Genomic DNA, 16,900 nt, shown 5'->3' on the forward strand with positions numbered 1-16,900 from the left:
CGTCAGCACAGAGCCCAAGCCATCCGGCAGCAGGTCGGCGCTCAGTTCAGCTCGGCCTTGTCGAGCCGATATTTGCCCTTGCGGTCGCGCCGGAAATATTCGCGCGCCTGGGGATGGCGGATCGGCTGGCCGGACTCGTCGATCACGAGATTTTGTTCCGAGACATAGGCGACGTACTCGGTCTCCTCGTTCTCGGCGAAGAGATGATAGAAGGGCTGGTCCTTGGACGGACGCAGATGCTCCGGGATCGCCAGCCACCACTCCTCGGAATTCGAGAACACTGGATCGACGTCGAAAATCACGCCCCGGAACGGGTAGACGCGATGGCGCACCACGTCGCCGATCCGAAATTTCGCCGTGCGTGATTCCATGTCCCTCGTTCAGCCCCAGATCGGCCATCACCGCCGATGTCGTCGCCGCGCCCAGCGCTTGACCTAGGATTACGTCGCAAATGCGTCAATATCCCCGGATGTCGCGGGCCGGATTCGTCAGAAGCCATAGCGCGCCGCCAGCGCCGGATCACGCCCCGCCACCTGCCGCGCCAGGTCGACGATGACCTTGGCCTGCTTCCAGGTCGCGTCGTCCTGCATCTTGCCGTCGATCATCACTGCTCCCGAGCCGTCCGGCATCGCCTCCAGGATGCGCCGGGCGAACGCGACCTCGTCCGGGTCGGGGCTGAAGACGCGCTTGGCGATCTCGATCTGCGAGGGGTGCAGCGTCCAGGCGCCGGCGCAGCCGAGCAGGAAGGCGTTGCGGAACTGCGCTTCGCAGGCGGCCCCGTCCGAGAAGTCGCCGAAGGGGCCGTAGAATGGCTTCAGGCCTGCAGAGGCGCAGGCATCGACCATCTTCGCCAGTGTGTAATGCCAGAGATCCTGCTGCGCGATCGCGCGCGGGCCGCCATCGGGCGAGGTGTCGGCGATGACCTTGTACTCCGGGTGGCCGCCGCCGACGCGGGTGGTCTTCATCGCGCGCGAGGCGGCAAGGTCGGCCGGGCCCAGGCTCATGCCGTGCATGCGTGGCGAGGCGGTCGCGATCGCGTCGACATTCTTCACGCCCTCGGCCGTCTCCAGGATGGCATGGATCAGCACCGGCTTGGGCAGGGCATGGCGCGCCTCGTATTGCGCCAGCAGCTGGTCGACATAATGGATGTCCCAAGGGCCCTCGACCTTGGGTACCATGACGACATCAAGCTTGCCGCCGATCTCGCCCATGATCACGGCGATGTCGTCGAGGAACCAGGGCGAGTTCAGCGCATTGACGCGCGTCCACAGGCCGGTCGCGCCGAAATCGGTCGCCTTGGCCAGTTCGATGAAGCCGTCGCGCGCCGCCTGCTTGGCCTCGACCGGAATGGCGTCCTCGAGATTGCCGAGCACGATGTCGACCTGGCCGGCGAGTTCCGGCACCTTGGCACGCACCTTCTCCAGATGCGGCGGCACGAAATGGATCATCCGCTCCAGCCGCAGCGGCAGCTCGCGATAAGGCTCCGGCGCGCCGATCGCCAGCGGACGGTAGAACTGGCGCGGCGTCTTGGTCGTCATGCTCGGCTCCATGCTGCAATGCAGCGAATGTGCCGGAAGGGCAGTCCGCCGTCCATCGGTCTTTCGAGGGAGGTTGGGCGAATTATCCTAGGATCCAAGACCTAGGATAATCGTCCCAATATGTAGCTCAGTTCCGCGAGAACGGCGTCTGCAACACTATGCGCGCAGGTTGAGCGGGGACGGCCGGATCAAATCCGCCGCGCAGGCCGAGCGCGTCGCTGGCCTGGTTGTCGTCATGCAGGCTGGCTTCGCGCACCCGCATCTGGCGGCGCCAGGCACGGACCTGCGCTTCGGCGTGCGAGATACCGACCTTCTCGTCGATCTTACGGCGGTCGCTGGCGGTCAGCTCGGGGGAGCCGCGGAAATCGCGGAAGTCAGCAGCGGTGTAGGGCCACTTGCCGGAACCGGTGAAGGTCCGCACGCGCCCATCGAGCACGATGCTGTCGCCCGGCCGCAAGGTGAAGTCGCGCAGCAGCGAGACGCGGCGGTCGTTCGCGGTTGCGATGGCTGGCCGGCAGGCCGTATCGGCACCGCGCTCATAGGCATAGGCCATCGGCAATGCACGATACGTCTTGCCGTCGCTCGCCACGGCCTCGTCGATCGTCGCGGCGCCGGCCGCCACCTTGAAGACCTTGACCGGCAGCCCCGGATTGGCGGCCTGGCAGAGCGCTTCATGCGCCTTGAGGTCGGACTGGCCGCGCAGATGGCCGATCGGCGCGTGGAAGCCATCGCAGAGGCGCACGCAGATGGTGCGCGTGACATCGGCTGCGCCCGACACCGTATCATAGCGGATCGCCGGCAGCTTCGGCTTCTGCTGTGCCTGCTTCGGCCCTGCCTGCACCGGCTTGAACGGGTTGAGCGCGACCGGCGGCGGCGCAAGGCGTCCTTCCGGGCGCGCCTGGAAGAACGGCGCGGCCCAGGTCTGGCGAGCCGGCGCATAGGCCGACACGGGAACGGACGCGTAAGTCGCCCGCGTGGGCGCACGTTCCGCCCGGCGAGCAGCCTCCTCGCGATGGAAGGCGCGGATGCCGGCGTCGTCCTCGGCCTGGACCAGGGAGACCGTCAGGATCGTGCTGCCTGCGCCGAGCGCGAGCCCGAAGCCGGCCACGGCAGCAAGACGCAGGCCGCTGCTGCGGCCGCGCGAAATGGGGGGCACCTTCGTCGAGGAGCTGGAACCGGTCGGCGGGACGGGATCGGAACGCAGGCAATCGACATTACGGACACGAAGCACCGCGATCACTCCATCGCTCGCTGGTTCATTGTCCGCCGCTTGATTGGCTTAGTTTACTTTTCGTTAAGACTCAACGGCTGCACGGCAGCCGTCACCGCAAAGCCGGCGTCATCGTTAATGCGCTGATTGCCGTGGAGGGGCTGCCGGGCTGAAGCGAGCGGCAGCCCTGAAGCGGGTTCAATCCGGCTGGCGATGCACCGCCTGCGGGATCGCGACCGGCACCGCGCCGGGAACCGACGCTGCTTCCTCGCGCTCGCCACGGCCGCGGCCGGACAGCCAGCTGTCGACCTTGTCGAGATAGAAGTAGACGACGGGCGTGATGTAGAGCGTCAGCAATTGCGAGACGACGAGACCGCCGACCACGGCGATGCCGAGCGGCTGTCGCAGTTCCGCGCCGGCACCGGCTCCAAGCGCGATCGGAAGCACGCCGAAGATCGCGGCAAAGCTCGTCATCATGATCGGCCGGAAGCGGACGAGCGCGGCGTCGCGGATCGCGGTCAGCGCATCGTCGCCCATCTTGCGGCGCTCGATCGCGAAGTCGACCATCATGATCGCGTTCTTCTTGACGATGCCGACCAGCATCAGGATGCCGATGATCGCGATCACCGACAGGTCCATGTGGAAATACTGCAGGGCAAGCAGCGCGCCGAGGCCCGCCGAAGGCAGGCCGGACAGGATCGTGATCGGGTGGATGAAGCTCTCGTAGAGGATGCCAAGGATGATGTAGATCACCAGGATCGCCGCGAAGATCAGCAGGCCCTGGCCCTTCAGCGCATCCTGGAAGAGCTGTGCCGAGCCGGCGAAGCTGGTGACGATCGAGGCGGGCAGGTTGATGTCGCGCTCGGCGGCACGGATCGCGTTGACGGCATCGCCAAGCGAGATGCCGGGCGCGGTGTTGAACGAGATCGTCACCGCCGGCTGCTGCGAGATGCGGTTGACCGCGAGCGGCCCGACGCTCGGCTTGATCGTCGCCACCGTCTCCAGCGGCACGTTCTGGCCATTGGCCGCCTTGAGCATCAGCCGCGACAGCACCGCCGGGTCCTGCTGGTAGGCGCGCTCGGCCTCCATGATCACCTGGTAGTCAGTCGCCGGGGTGAAGATCGTCGCGATCTGGCGCGAGCCGAAGGCGTTGCCGAGCGCCTGCCGGATCTGGTCGCTGGAGATGCCGAGGCTGGCGGCGCGTTCGCGGTCGATGTCGATCGAGAGCTGCGGATTGCGCAGTTGCAGGTCGATATTGGCGTCGCGCAATTGCGGCAGCTGCGCCAGACGCTGCTGCATCAGCGGCGCATAGTTGAAGAGGGCGCCGAGATCCGGTCCCTGCAGCGAATAGAGATACTGCGCCCGCGACGAGCGGCCGGCGTTGAGATTGATGTTCTGGACCTGCTGGAACACTGCGGTGATGCCCGGCACTTCCGAGACGGCGCGGCGCAGGCGCGCGATCACGACCTCGGCCTTGTCGCGCTGCTCCTTCGGCTTCAGCGCGATGAACATGAAGCCGTTATTGGTGGCGTTGAAGCCGCCGATGTTCGAGGTCAGGTAGTCGATCGCCGGGTCGGCCCGGACGATCTCGGCCAGGCGCATCTGGCGCGCCGCCATCGCCTCGAAGGAGGTGTCGGGCGGGCCTTCGGTCGAGCCGCGCAGCAGCCCGGTATCCTCGGTCGGGAAGAAGCCCTTTGGCACATCCATATAGAGCTGGACCGAGACATAGACGGTGCCGAGCGTCACCAGCAGCATCAGGAAGCGCGCCCTCAGCACAAGGTCGAGCGTCCAGCGATAGGCGCCGAGCATGCCCTGGAAACCGGCTTCGAACACGCGTTCGACAATGTTCGGCTTCTTGTGATGGTCGTGCGCCTTGAGGAAGCGGGCGCAGAGCATCGGCGTCAGCGTCAGCGAGACGAAGCCCGAGACGATGATCGCCGCTGCGATCGTGCCGGCGAACTCGGCGAAGACCTTGCCGACCACGCCGCCCATGAAGAAGACCGGGATGAAGACGGCAACCAGCGAGATGGTGATCGACAGGATGGTGAAGCCGATCTCGCGTGAGCCGTCGAGCGCCGCCTGGAACGGCTTCTTGCCCATCTCGATATGCCGGATGATGTTCTCCAGCATGACGATGGCGTCGTCGACGACGAAGCCGACGGCAAGCGTCAGCGCCAGCAGCGAGATATTGTCGAGCGAATAGCCCAGCGCGTACATGATCGCGAAGGTGCCGACCAGGGAGATCGGCAACGCCAGCGTCGGGATCACCGTCGCGGCGAAACTCTTCAGGAACAGGAAGATCACCATGATGACGAGGGCGATCGCGATCATCAGCGAGACCTCGACATCCTCCACCGCCTCGCGGATCGGAATCGAACGGTCATTGAGGACGACGAGATCGATCGCCGCGGGCAACTGCGCGCGATAGGCGTCGAGCCGGCCCTTGATGGCATCGACGACCTGGACGGTGTTGGCGTCCGACTGGCGATAGACCGCCAGCATGATCGAGCGCTGGCCGTTGAACCAGCTGCCGGTCTGGTCGTTCTCGACGGAGTCGTAGATCTGCGCGACGTCGTTGAGCCGGATGGGCACGCCGTTCTTCTGCGAGATGATCAGGTTGCCGTATTCGGCGGCCCGCTCCATCTGGCCGGTGGCGCCGAGCGTCAGGCGCTGGTTGGCGCCGTTCAGCGTGCCGACCGGGGAATTGGAGTTCGCCGCGGCAATCGCCGTGCGGACCTCGGCGAGAGAGAGGCCCCGGGCCGAGACGGCATCGGGGTTCACCCGCACGCGCACCGCGTATTTCTGTGCGCCGAAAATGTTGACCTGGGCGACGCCCGGCAATTGCGAGATCTGCTGCTGCAGGATGTTCTCGCCGAACTCATGGACCTCGTAGAGCGGTTTGGTCGCCGAGGTCAGCACCATGAACAGCACCGGCTGGTCGGCCGGGTTGACCTTCCTGAAGCTCGGCGGGGCAGGGAGCTCCGGCGGCAGGCGCCGCACCGTCGCGCTGAGCGCCGCCTGCACGTCGAGCGCGGCGCCGTCGATATTGCGGTTGAGGTCGAACTGCAGCGTGATCGAGGTCGAGCCCTGCTGCGAGACCGACGACATCGAGGTGATGCCGGAGATCGAGGCGAACTCGCGCTCGAGCGGCGCGGCCACGGAGGACGCCATCGTCTCGGGGCTGGCGCCCGGCAGGCGGGCGCTGACATTGATGGTCGGGAAATCGACCCGAGGCAGCGCCGCGACCGGCAACTGCTTGAAGGCGAATAGCCCGAAGATCAGGAACGTCGCCATCAGGAGGGTCGTCATGACCGGGCGACGGATGCAGAGCTCGGGCAGGTTCATCAGCCGGCGCTCCCCCGCTGGGAGGTGAGGTTGGGTGCCGGCGGGCTCTGGCCGCCACGGCCGCGCTCGATCGTGCGCGCGCCCTCGGTCAGCAGCAATTGCCCGTCGATCACCACGGTCTCGTTACCACTGAGGCCCGTGGCGATGACGGCGCGATCGTCGACATTGCGCGCGAGCACGATCGGCCGGGCACGGGCGACATTGTTGTCGATGATGAAGACAAAGGAGCCGTTTTGCCCGGTCTGGACCGCCTCGCGCGGTACGGTGACGGCATCAGGCTCGGTCCGCAGCGTCAGCCGCACCTGACCAAGCGCACCCGGCCAGAGCGTCTCCTCGGAGTTGTCGAAACTGGCGCGTATCTGGATCGTGCCGGTCGTGGCGTCGACCGAGTTGTCGATGACTGCGATCGTGCCCTCGACGCTCTTGCCGACACCCTGCTGGGTCGCCTGCACGACAGCGGTCTTCGCGCTCATCGCCTCGCGGATCTCGGGCAGGTAGCGCTGCGCCACGGCGAAGCTGACATAGATCGGGTCGATCTGGTTGATCGTCGCCAACATCGCCGAGCTGTCGCCGCTCTTGGCGATGTTGCCCTCTTTCAGTGCGGCGACGCCGACACGCCCCGAAACCGGTGCGGTGATCGTATAGTAGCTGAGCTGGACGCGCAGGCTGTCGACAGCCGCTTCTCCGCCCCGGATTGCGGCGCGCAGCGTACTTACCGCGGTGCGGGCGGTATCGAGCCGCGCGTCGGTGGCGATCTCGCGCCGGGAGAGCTCCTCGGCGCGGCGCAGATCGGACTCGGCCGCGATGAGCGAAGCCTTGTCGCGCGCAACATTGGCTTCGGCCTGGCGCAATTGCGCCTCGAGCTGGCGCGAGTCCAGGCGGAACAGCACGTCACCCTTGTTGACCATGGCGCCGTCGCGGAACTCGACCGCCATGATCTGGCTGTCGACGCGCGAGCGGATGTTGACGGTCGAGATAGCCTGGACGGTGCCGATCGCATCGATGCGGACCGGCATCGCGCGACGCTCAACCTTGGCGGTGACGACGGTCACCGGCGGCCGGGTGGCCTGTCCGGAACGATTGCCGCCGGCCGCAGGCGCCGAGGCTGTCGCCGCCGGCGCGGCCGGGGCCGGGATCACCTTGCTATAGGGAATCTGATCGAGTGGCCAAGGGACGGGACGCCCGGTCACATGAAGAAACGCGCCCGCGGCGAGAACGCCCGCGGCCGAGAACAGAGCCACACGCCCGAAAGTCAGCACAGCCATAGAAAGCCTTGCGCCACGGGGAGCGCCTCGTCGAACCCATCGAACGGCCGCTCCCCAAACCGTCCTTACCGCAAGTATTTAGCATGAAGAGGGCGCAGTTTGGACGCAAGTGTCGAATACGGTTTATCGCCCCCTGTAGCGAGGATGTGACAGAGACGACAAATCGGCGGAGAGAACTCGCCGGTGCACGTCTTGCGTGCGCCAAGCAAAAGCTGCTCAGAGAACAGCAATCACGATTCCGACCCACATCAAGAACAGGCAGGCGATGCCGGCTGCGAAGATGAGTGCGCGCAGCTTCAGGCTGTTGGTTCCAGTATGAACCAATGTATGGACGACTCGTGTCGCAACATAAGCCCAGGCCAGTGCCGCCATGACATAGCCGGTCGCGCCGACATGGATCGCGATCAGGGTGAGCGCGAAGAACAGGACCGGCGTCTCGAACTGATTACTGAAATTGGCCGCGGCAAGCCGGGCTGAATCCGGATAGCGTTCGGTCGAGATCGCGATGTCCGCCAGCCTGACTTCGCGATTGGCGAAGGCCTTCTGGCGGCGCAGGAACATGATGACGAGGACGACGAAGCTCCAGAGGATCTGGGCAAGCGCCGGATAGATCAGCTTGAGCGTCATGTCGGCCTCGTCCTGGTCCGGATTTACGAACGTGTCGGATAGTTCGGGCTTTCGCGCACGATCGTCACGTCGTGGACGTGGCTCTCGCGCAGGCCGGCGCTGGTGATGCGGATGAAGCGCGCCTTGTTGCGGTAGTCCTCGAGATTGCGACCGCCGACATAGCCCATCGCGGCACGCAGGCCGCCGGCGAGCTGGTGCAGCACGCCCGAGACCGGCCCCTTGTAGGCGACCTGGCCCTCGATGCCCTCCGGGACCAGCTTCAGCGCGTCCTTGATGTCCTGCTGGAAGTAGCGATCGGCCGAACCCCGCGCCATCGCGCCGACCGAGCCCATGCCGCGATAGGCCTTGTAGGAGCGCCCCTGGAACAGGAAGGTCTCGCCCGGTGTCTCGTCGGTGCCGGCCAGCAGCGAGCCGACCATGGCGCAGGCGGCGCCGGCGGCGAGCGCCTTGGCGAGGTCGCCCGAATACTTGATGCCGCCGTCGGCGATGATCGGGATACCGGCCTTCTGAGCGGCAGACGCGGCATCCATGACCGCGGTGAGCTGCGGCACGCCGACGCCGGCGACGATGCGGGTGGTGCAGATCGAGCCCGGGCCGATGCCGACCTTGATCGCGTCAGCGCCGGCGTCGATCAGAGCCTGCGCACCGCCGGCGGTGGCAACGTTGCCGGCAATGACCTGGACGGTGTTGGAGAGCTTCTTCACCCGCGTCACCGCTTCGAGCACCTTGGCGGAATGGCCATGCGCCGTGTCGACGACGATGATGTCGACGCCGGCGTCGATCAGCATCTCCGAGCGCTCGAAGCCCTGCTCGCCCGTCGTGGTCGCCGCGGCGACCAGCAGCCGGCCCTGGGGGTCCTTGGCCGCGTTCGGATGCGTGACCTGCTTCTCCATGTCCTTGACGGTGATCAGGCCGATGCAGCGGTAGTGATCATCGACGACGATCAGCTTCTCGATGCGGAACTGATGCAGCAGCCGACGGGCCTCGTCAGGGCTGACGCCCTCGCGCACCGTGATCAGCCGATCCTTGGTCATCAGCTCGGAGACGGGCTGCTCCGGGTTTGCGGCGAAGCGCACGTCGCGATTGGTCAGGATGCCGACGAGCCGGCCCTTGTGGCCCTGTGGGCCGCGCTCGACCACCGGGATGCCGGAGATGCCGTTGTTCTTCATCAGCGCCAGCGCGTCGGCCAGCGTCTCGTCGGGATGGATGGTGATCGGATTGGCGATCATCCCGGATTCGAACTTTTTCACGAGGCGGACCTGCGCCGCCTGCTGATCCGGATCGAGATTGCGGTGCACGACGCCGAGGCCGCCGGCCTGCGCCATCGCGATCGCCATCTTCGCCTCGGTGACCGTATCCATCGCCGAGGCGATGATCGGCAGGTTGAGCGAGATCGTCTTGGTGAGCTTGGTCGTGATGTCGACATCGCCCGGCATCACCTCGGATGGGCCGGGCTCGAGCAGCACGTCGTCGAAGGTGAAACCGTCGCGAATGAGACCGTCAGTGATCGTCGCCATCGTCAACTCCGGGGGCCGGCTGTGCCGGCTCTGAAAGGGGCGGGGCGAGGAGTGCCCTAAGCCGAGTTGACGAGGCCCGATATCACGCGTGTGGCGCGCCCGCTAGGGGCAGTGCAACAAAAACTGCAAAGGCGGCCGCGGCACGGGGCCGCGACCGCCTCGGTCGGCGCAAGCAGACCTTACTGCTTCCGGACGGGACGCGTCTGGCTGACCTGCGCCGCAGGAGCCGGAGCGTTGGGCATCACGAAGAAGCAGCCATTGCCCATCATCATGCTGCCCTGGGCGTTGGCCATCTGCTGGCAATCCTTCTGGCGGCCGCAATTGGTGGTCCGCAGAATGTCGCCCGAGCCCGGCGTGACGACGCGCATCGCACAACCTTCTTCCCAACTCATCGACTGTGCGGAGGCCGGCGCCTGACAAGCGCCGAACAGAGCAGCTCCGGCAAGCAGGGCAATTGCGGCGCCATACCGGACAGAGGCCGGAATGGCGATACGGACGTTGTGGTGAGTGAACGTGATCATGAGAACACCTCTTGCCCGCGGACCGGCCGCATCGGCGTATGCGAAGTCGTCGCCCCTTCAACCCGGAGATAGGTATGGCTCCTCTGGATTGCCCTGCCTGAAACGCATGACGGAGCAGCTTTCACGTCCTTGTGACGACCTGAGAGCAGATCTGAAGCCGGCTCTCCTTGAATCGACATGGTTCGCCGCCATGCACCAGGTGCAACCCTCGTCACCAAGCCCAGCTCCGCTCTCGCCAGCCGGATAGACCCGCATTAAAGGGCAGCTGGCGGCACAAAATCCGAAAGTCCGATTCCTTGCAGCGCGCCAAGCTCCTGCCTCTCATCGTCGCCTGCGCGCTGTTCATGGAGAACACCGACTCGACGGTGATCGCGACGTCGCTGCCGGTGATCGCCCAATCGCTCGGCGAGGACCCGATCGCGCTCAAGCTGGCGCTGACCTCCTATCTCGTCAGCCTCGCCGTCTTCATCCCGATCTCCGGCTGGATGGCCGACAAGTTCGGGGCCCGCACCATCTTCCGGACCGCGCTCGGCATCTTCATGCTCGGCTCGGTGCTCTGCGCCTTTTCGAATTCGCTCGGCGCCTTCGTCGGGGCGCGCTTCATCCAGGGCATGGGCGGGGCGATGATGGTGCCGGTCGGCCGGCTCGTCATCCTGCGCAGCGTCGAGAAATCGCAGATCGTCAGCGCGCTCGCCTATCTGACGGTGCCGGCCCTGGTCGGCCCGGTCGTCGGACCGGTGGTCGGCGGCTTCATCACCACCTATTTCGACTGGCGCTGGATCTTCTTCATCAACATCCCGATCGGCTTCCTCGGTATCGCGCTCGCGACGATGTTCTTCGAGGACATCCGCGAGGAGGATGTCGCGCCGCTCGACATCACCGGCTTCCTGCTCTCCTCGACCGGCTTTGCCGCCCTGATGCTCGGCCTTGCCACCGGCGGGCGCCATCTCGTGCCCGTTGCGGTCTCCTATGGCTGCGTCGCCTTCGGCATCGCGGCGCTGGTCCTCTACTGGTTCCACGCGCGGCGGCTGGCCTATCCGGTGCTCAACCTCTCGCTGCTACGGATCCCGACCTACCGGATCGGCGTGATCGGCGGCTCGGTCTTCCGCGTCGGCATCGGCGCGATCCCGTTCCTGCTGCCGTTGATGCTGCAGCTCGGCTTTGGGCTCGATGCACTGCAATCGGGCCTGATCACCTTCGCCTCGGCCGCCGGCGCGCTGATCATGAAGACGCTGGCGAAGACGATCCTCGCCCGCTTCGGCTTCCGCGGCGTATTGACCTTCAATGCGTTGATCGGCTCGGCTTTTCTCGCAGCTTCGGGCCTGTTCACGCCGACGACGCCGCATTGGCTGATGCTCGGTGTCCTGCTCATCGGCGGCTGCTTCCGCTCGCTGCAGTTCACCGGCATCAATGCGCTGAGCTATGCCGACGTCTCCAATCGCGACATGTCGAGCGCGACCAGCCTTTCCAGCGTCGCCCAGCAATTGTCGCTCAGCCTCGGCGTCACCATCGGCGCCTTCGCACTCGAAGCCGCCAATCTCTACAATGGCGGCAAGACGCTCGGTGCCGGTGATTTCTGGCCGGCCTTCGCGCTCGTCGGCCTGATCTCCGCATCGTCGGTCCTCTGGATGATGCAGTTGAAGCCCGATGCCGGCGCCGAGGTCTCCGGCCATGCGCCGGTGAGCGCCCGCAAGGTCACGGCGCAGGCGATCGAGGACCAGAAGCCGCTAGAGTGATGCACCGCCGATTGACGAAGCCGCGCCGCTGCGTCAGCGGTGACACATGACCTCCGGACAGAATCGCCTGTTCCTCGGCATCGGGCACTCAGCCCTCGGGCGTCCCTGGCGCGACCGGCTCGACGCGGCCGGCCTGGCGCAGGCCGAGGCGCTGGCGCAGGTCGAAGGCGTGCCCGACACGCTGGCGCGCATCCTGGCCGGCCGTGGTGTCGTCTCCAGCGAGGCGCTGCGCCATCTCGAGCCGAAGCTGCGCGACCTCCTGCCAGACCCTTCCGTGCTGCGTGACATGGACCGAGCCGCGGAGCGGCTGGCACAGGCGGCGATCTCCGGCGAGAAGGTCGCGATCTTCGGCGACTACGACGTCGACGGCGCCTGCTCGGCGGCTCTGCTTGCGGGTTTCCTCGCAGAGGCAGGTGCGCGGCCGCGCATCCATATCCCCGACCGGCTGATCGAAGGCTATGGCCCGAATGCCGAGGCGATCGCCATGCTGGCGGGCGAGGGTGCAACGCTGCTGGTCACCGTCGACTGCGGCACGACCAGCCATGAGCCGCTGCAGCAGGCGACGCGGCTCGGCCTCGACACGGTCGTGCTCGACCATCACCAGGCGCCGGAACTGCTCCCCGACGTCCGGGCGCTGGTCAATCCGAACCGGCAGGATGATCTTGCCGGCCTGGGGCATCTTTGCGCCGCCGGCGTGGTCTTCCTCACGCTGGTCGCGACGAATCGCGAATTGCGCCGGCGCGGCGTCTGGCAGGCGAGGGGCGGGGAGCCCGACCTGCTCGCCGCGCTTGACCTTGCGGCGCTCGCGACCATTGCCGACGTCGTCCCGCTGATCGGCCTAAACCGCGCCTTTGTCCGGCAGGGCATCGCCATGATGCGGACGCGCCAGCGCCCTGGACTCTCGGCTCTGCTCGATGTCGCCGGGCTCGACGGGCCGGTGCAGCCCTGGCATCTCGGCTTCCTGCTCGGCCCGCGTATCAATGCCGGCGGGCGCATCGGCGATGCCGCCCTCGGCGCGCGGCTGCTCCTGACCCGCGACGAGGTCGAGGCGCGGACCATCGCCGCCGAGCTCAACCGGCTCAATCAGGAGCGCCAGGAGATCGAGCGCGCCGCGGTCGAGGAGGCGGTGGCCGAGGTCGAGCATCGCTTTGAGGATGCCGCGGCGCATCCGGTGCTCGTCGTCGGCTCGGCCGATTGGCATCCGGGCATCGTCGGGTTGATCGCCGGGCGTTTGAAGGAGCGTTTTCGGCGACCAGCCTTCGCGCTGGCGCGCAACGGCGATGGCGGCGCGACCGGCTCGGGCCGTTCGATCGCCGGTGTCGATCTCGGCTCGGCGGTGCGCCGGGCCGTCGAGGCCGGGCTCGCGGTCAAGGGCGGCGGCCATGCCATGGCAGCCGGAATCACGCTGGCACCAGGGCAGGAGGCTGCCTTCGCAGGCTTCATCGGTGAGCGGCTCGCCAGCGGTGTCGCCAGCTCGCGTGAGGCAGAGGCGCTGCTGATCGACGCGGCGATCAGTGCTGGCGGCGCCAATCCGCGCCTGCTCGCAGAAATCGATCAGGCCGGCCCGTTCGGCGCCGGCTGCCCCGAGCCGGTCTTCGTGCTGCCGGCCCATCGCCTGACCGAGGTGATCGAGGTCGGTGCGGGCGGGCACCTGCGCATCAAGCTGCGCTCCGGCGATGGCGCCACGATCGGCGGTATCGCCTTCCGCGCCGCGCGCGAACCGCTCGGCCAGGCGCTGCTGGCGGCTCGCGGCGAGAGTGTCCATCTCGCCGGCACGCTGACGCTGAATCGCTGGGGCGGCAGCGAGCGGGCCGAGCTGCGCGTGGTCGATCTCGCCCGCCCAATGTGAACCATTGCGAAAAACCCTGACAGCGGGCTTGCCCAAGCTTCGCCGGGACACTATAGCTCGCCCCGCCTCGCAAGAGCGCTTCGCGCTCAGGCCCGCGGTCTTCGTCTATCGGTTAGGACACCAGCCTTTCACGCTGGGAAGACGGGTTCGATTCCCGTAGACCGCGCCACTTCAATACTGAATGGCGCAGCGGCTGTTGGAGGGCTCGGCTAACCGGCCGCATCCCTATCCATCGAGAGCTGCCGGGATCGCAACGCCCCGACGCTGGGCGTATGAACGAAGCGCCGCCAACGTCTCCGCCGCGAGCACGCAATAGCCGTCGAAACGCTTGCGCGCATCCGCTGCGCGGTCGCCGGGCAGGCGGATGGGAGGCGCGCCGGGAATCGGTTTCGATTGCCGGACCTGGTTCGCGAACGCCGCCGACGCGGCCTCGAACTCGGGAACAGGCCGCATCCCCTCGATCTGGATCGCCATGAACAGGTTGGCGCTGCCATAGGGGCGGCCGAGATCGCCATAGAGCGGCAACACCTCGCTGCCAATGCAACCGGCAGACAGGCCTCCGGCGAGCAGATCGACCATGACAGCAAGGCCGAACCCCTTCGCGCCAGCGGCTGGCAGGAGCACGCCTTTGATCGCCTCGGCCGCATCGCGGGTCGGCAGCCCCTCGGCGGTCTGGGCCCAGCCTTCGGGTATAGGCTCGCTTTTGCTTGCGGCCAGCCGGACCTTGCCCATCGCGCCGGCGCTCATGGCGAGGTCGAGCACGATGGGTTCGCCCCCGGTCGGCACCGCGATCGCCAGCGGATTATTGCCGACGACCGCCTCGGCGCCGCCCGGCGCCGGCAGCATCGGCCGGGTATTGGCCATGACGATGCCAATCTTGCCGGCGAGCGCGATCCTGCGGGCGAAACGCCCGGCCGCGCCGAAATGAAAGGCGTTACGGATGGCGACGATGGCGACGCCATGCTCGGCGGCGCGCGCGACCGCGATCTCGCAGGCGCGCTCGGCGGTGACCTGGCCGAGCCCGTTTTGGGCGTCGAGCGTCAGGCGCGCGCCGGTATCGACGACGATCTCGCCTTTCGCCACCGGATCGACGGAGCCACGCTCGATCCGCTCCAGATACATCGGCAGCTGGAACAGACCATGCGAGGCGAGGCCCTCGGTATCGGCGTCGACGAGAGCCTCAGCTACCAGAGCGGCATTGTCGGGCGGCGTCCCCGCCGCCTCCAGCAGGGCGGAGGCAAAGCGGCTCAGCGCCTGCGCGGGATAGCGGCCCGACATCGGCATCAGCGCACCGGCGGCGCGTATTGCAGGCCGCCCTGCGTCCAGAGCTTGTTGAGGCCGCGCTCGATGCCGAGCTTCGAGCCCGTGCCGACATTGCGTTCATAGACCTCGCCGTAATTGCCGACCTGCTTGATGATCTGCAGCGCCCAATCCGGTTTGAGGCCCATCGACTCGCCGAGATTGCCGGTGGTACCGAGCAGGCGCTGCACTTCGGGCGAGCCGGTGCGCTTTTGCTCCTCGGCATTGGCACTGGTGACGCCGAGTTCCTCGGCGACGAGCATGGCATAGAGCGACCAGCGCACGATGCTGGTCCAGGTCTCGTCGCCCTGGCGCACGACGGGGCCAAGCGGCTCCTTCGAGATCAGCTCCGGCAGGATCACGTATTCGGTCGGGTTGACGAGCTTCAGCCGATAGGCCGAGAGCGCCGAGACATCGTTGCTGAAGACGTCGCAGCGGCCGGATTCGAAGGCCTTGGCGACCTGATCGCCGGCCTCGAAGGCGACACCCTCATACTTCATGCCGTTGGCGCGGAAGTAGTCGGCGATGTTGAGCTCGGTGGTCGTGCCTGTCGGCACGCAGACCGAGGCGCCGTTGAGCTCCTTAGCCGCTTTGATGTTGAGCGACTTGCGGACCATGAAGCCTTGGCCGTCATAATAGCCGACACCGACATAGCGCAGGCCCATCTGGGTATCGCGCGAGAGTGTCCAGGTCGCCTGGCGGGAGAGGACGTCGATCTCGCCGCTCTGCAGGCTGACGAAGCGGTCCTTGGGGCTGAGCGGGGTGTAGCGGACCTTGCCGGCATCGCCGAAAACGGCGGCGGCCACGGCCCGGCAGATGTCGACATCGAAGCCGCCCCAGCGGCCGGCCTCGTCCGGAACCGAGAAGCCGGCGACGCCGGGGCTGACGCCGCAGACCATCTCGCCGCGGCTCCGCACGGTCTCGAGCGTGCCGGCGGCGGCCGGCATGGCGCAGGCGGCCATCAGGCCGGCGATCAGCAACAGGCGTGTCTTCATCGGATGCCCTTCCCCCGAGTGTCGTATCCGACGTTTCCTCGTCGGATCCCAGGGCAATCCTGACGGCTTTCTGACGCAGGAGGCGCGCGCCTCAGCCGATTTCGAGATGTGAAACGCAGGGACTTCCGGTCATTTCCGGAAGCGGGAATGCCATCATCAGATCATCGACATCGGCACGGCAGACCATGCAGACATCCGCCCAGTCCAGCTTCCGTCAGCGCCTCGTCAGCGGCGCCTTCCTTGCCGGAAGCTTCGTCAAGACGCCGAGCCCGCACGCCACCGAGATCCTCGGCAATAGCGGCTTCGACTTCATCGTCGTCGACCAGGAGCACGCTCCCTTCGACCGCGGCACGACCGACCTCGTGCTGCTCGCGGCGCGGGCCGCCGGGATCGCTGGCGTCGTCCGCGTCCCGACTCTGACGAGCGATGCGATCCAGGCCTCGCTCGACTGCGGCGCGGTCGGCATCCTCGCTCCCCATGTCGCGAGCGTGGCGGATGCTGAGGCGCTCGTTGCAGCCTGCCGCTATCGCGGCGGCAAGCGCGGCTTCTCCGGAGTGACGCGCGCCGGCCGCTATGGCGGCAGCAAGATGTGGGATCTCGTCGATGCGGCCGATGCGACGGTGGCGACGATCGCCATGATCGAGGACCCGTCGGCGCTGGGTGAGATCGACGCCATCCTCGCCGTCGAGGGGCTCGACGCTGTCTTCATCGGCCGCGGCGACCTCACCGTCGCCTTCAGTGCGCCCACCCGCGATGCGCCGGAGGTCCGCGATGCCGTCGATACGATCCTGCGGGCCGCCAAGAAGGCCGGCAAGCCGGTCTGCGTGATGACCGACAATGGCGAGGAATCCGCAGGGTTCGCTGAGCGCGGCGCCAGCGCCTTCATCCTCTCCTCCGACCAGGGTTTCCTGCGCAAGGCGGCGAGTGAAACCCTGGCGCAGATGCAGACAGCCAGGAGCCGGGTCGAGAACCCCGGCGCGCGATAGGAGACATCGACC

At 66.9% G+C, this 16,900-nt stretch carries 13 protein-coding genes and 1 tRNA gene; 4 read left to right on the forward strand and 10 right to left on the reverse strand.

All coding sequences use genetic code 11. The features are described 5' to 3' along the window. Positions 1 to 41: 41 nt before the first annotated feature. The 8 genes from hspQ to ACWIGM_RS19000 form a co-directional block, all read right to left on the reverse strand. Positions 42 to 371, reverse strand: a complete 330-nt coding sequence (gene hspQ, locus ACWIGM_RS18965) for a heat shock protein HspQ (RefSeq protein WP_454027502.1) — start codon at positions 369 to 371, stop codon at positions 42 to 44. A 117-nt stretch (positions 372 to 488) separates the two neighbouring features. Next, positions 489 to 1,538 (reverse strand): HpcH/HpaI aldolase/citrate lyase family protein, encoded by a 1,050-nt coding sequence (locus ACWIGM_RS18970; RefSeq protein WP_454027503.1) that lies wholly within the window; start codon positions 1,536 to 1,538, stop codon positions 489 to 491. Positions 1,539 to 1,665: 127 nt separating this feature from the next. Next, positions 1,666 to 2,769, reverse strand: a complete 1,104-nt coding sequence (locus ACWIGM_RS18975) for a DUF2865 domain-containing protein (RefSeq protein ID WP_454027504.1) — start codon at positions 2,767 to 2,769, stop codon at positions 1,666 to 1,668. A 177-nt stretch (positions 2,770 to 2,946) separates the two neighbouring features. Next, positions 2,947 to 6,093, reverse strand: a complete 3,147-nt coding sequence (locus ACWIGM_RS18980) for an efflux RND transporter permease subunit (protein WP_454027505.1) — start codon at positions 6,091 to 6,093, stop codon at positions 2,947 to 2,949. Beyond that, complete coding sequence (locus ACWIGM_RS18985; protein WP_454027506.1) at positions 6,093 to 7,283, reverse strand: efflux RND transporter periplasmic adaptor subunit; 1,191 nt, start codon at positions 7,281 to 7,283, stop codon at positions 6,093 to 6,095. Before ACWIGM_RS18985 ends, ACWIGM_RS18980 begins: the two co-directional genes overlap by 1 nt. Before the next feature lie 291 nt (positions 7,284 to 7,574). After that, the gene (locus ACWIGM_RS18990) at positions 7,575 to 7,985 is read right to left on the reverse strand and encodes an MAPEG family protein (RefSeq protein WP_454027507.1); all 411 of its coding nucleotides are present in this window, start codon (positions 7,983 to 7,985) and stop codon (positions 7,575 to 7,577) included. Between the two features lie 23 nt (positions 7,986 to 8,008). Beyond that, positions 8,009 to 9,502 (reverse strand): IMP dehydrogenase, encoded by a 1,494-nt coding sequence (gene guaB / locus ACWIGM_RS18995; protein ID WP_454027508.1) that lies wholly within the window; start codon positions 9,500 to 9,502, stop codon positions 8,009 to 8,011. Between the two features lie 179 nt (positions 9,503 to 9,681). Beyond that, a complete protein-coding gene (locus tag ACWIGM_RS19000; RefSeq protein ID WP_454027509.1) occupies positions 9,682 to 10,023 on the reverse strand; it encodes a hypothetical protein in 342 nt (113 codons plus the stop codon). A 296-nt stretch (positions 10,024 to 10,319) separates the two neighbouring features. Here ACWIGM_RS19000 and ACWIGM_RS19005 point away from each other — a divergent pair, with 296 nt between their 5' ends. The 3 genes from ACWIGM_RS19005 (at position 10,320) to ACWIGM_RS19015 (ending at position 13,777) form a co-directional block, all read left to right on the forward strand. Then, positions 10,320 to 11,759: an MFS transporter gene (locus ACWIGM_RS19005; RefSeq protein WP_454027510.1), complete on the forward strand. Its 1,440-nt coding sequence runs from the start codon at positions 10,320 to 10,322 to the stop codon at positions 11,757 to 11,759. A 46-nt stretch (positions 11,760 to 11,805) separates the two neighbouring features. Next, complete coding sequence (gene recJ / locus ACWIGM_RS19010; RefSeq protein ID WP_454027511.1) at positions 11,806 to 13,608, forward strand: single-stranded-DNA-specific exonuclease RecJ; 1,803 nt, start codon at positions 11,806 to 11,808, stop codon at positions 13,606 to 13,608. 94 nt (positions 13,609 to 13,702) lie between these two features. Further along, a tRNA-Glu gene (locus tag ACWIGM_RS19015) sits at positions 13,703 to 13,777 on the forward strand. 56 nt (positions 13,778 to 13,833) lie between these two features. Here the strand turns inward: ACWIGM_RS19015 and ACWIGM_RS19020 are convergent. Then, positions 13,834 to 14,892 (reverse strand): Ldh family oxidoreductase, encoded by a 1,059-nt coding sequence (locus ACWIGM_RS19020; protein ID WP_454027512.1) that lies wholly within the window; start codon positions 14,890 to 14,892, stop codon positions 13,834 to 13,836. Beyond that, positions 14,892 to 15,902: an amino acid ABC transporter substrate-binding protein gene (locus ACWIGM_RS19025; protein WP_454027513.1), complete on the reverse strand. Its 1,011-nt coding sequence runs from the start codon at positions 15,900 to 15,902 to the stop codon at positions 14,892 to 14,894. Before ACWIGM_RS19025 ends, ACWIGM_RS19020 begins: the two co-directional genes overlap by 1 nt. A gap of 185 nt (positions 15,903 to 16,087) precedes the next feature. Here ACWIGM_RS19025 and ACWIGM_RS19030 point away from each other — a divergent pair, with 185 nt between their 5' ends. Next, complete coding sequence (locus ACWIGM_RS19030) at positions 16,088 to 16,888, forward strand: HpcH/HpaI aldolase family protein (RefSeq protein ID WP_454027514.1); 801 nt, start codon at positions 16,088 to 16,090, stop codon at positions 16,886 to 16,888. The last annotated feature ends 12 nt before the right edge of the window (positions 16,889 to 16,900 follow it).

This window comes from Allobosea sp. NPDC055332, assembly GCF_053645455.1.

Coding starts and splice junctions, on each gene's coding strand:
- hspQ (WP_454027502.1), bottom strand. CDS start 371: ATGGAATCACGCACGGCGAAATTTCGGATCGGCGACGTGGTGCGCCAT.
- ACWIGM_RS18970 (WP_454027503.1), bottom strand. CDS start 1,538: ATGACGACCAAGACGCCGCGCCAGTTCTACCGTCCGCTGGCGATCGGC.
- ACWIGM_RS18980 (WP_454027505.1), bottom strand. CDS start 6,093: ATGAACCTGCCCGAGCTCTGCATCCGTCGCCCGGTCATGACGACCCTC.
- ACWIGM_RS18990 (WP_454027507.1), bottom strand. CDS start 7,985: ATGACGCTCAAGCTGATCTATCCGGCGCTTGCCCAGATCCTCTGGAGC.
- guaB (WP_454027508.1), bottom strand. CDS start 9,502: ATGGCGACGATCACTGACGGTCTCATTCGCGACGGTTTCACCTTCGAC.
- ACWIGM_RS19000 (WP_454027509.1), bottom strand. CDS start 10,023: ATGATCACGTTCACTCACCACAACGTCCGTATCGCCATTCCGGCCTCT.
- recJ (WP_454027511.1), top strand. CDS start 11,806: ATGACCTCCGGACAGAATCGCCTGTTCCTCGGCATCGGGCACTCAGCC.
- ACWIGM_RS19020 (WP_454027512.1), bottom strand. CDS start 14,892: ATGCCGATGTCGGGCCGCTATCCCGCGCAGGCGCTGAGCCGCTTTGCC.
- ACWIGM_RS19025 (WP_454027513.1), bottom strand. CDS start 15,902: ATGAAGACACGCCTGTTGCTGATCGCCGGCCTGATGGCCGCCTGCGCC.
- ACWIGM_RS19030 (WP_454027514.1), top strand. CDS start 16,088: ATGCAGACATCCGCCCAGTCCAGCTTCCGTCAGCGCCTCGTCAGCGGC.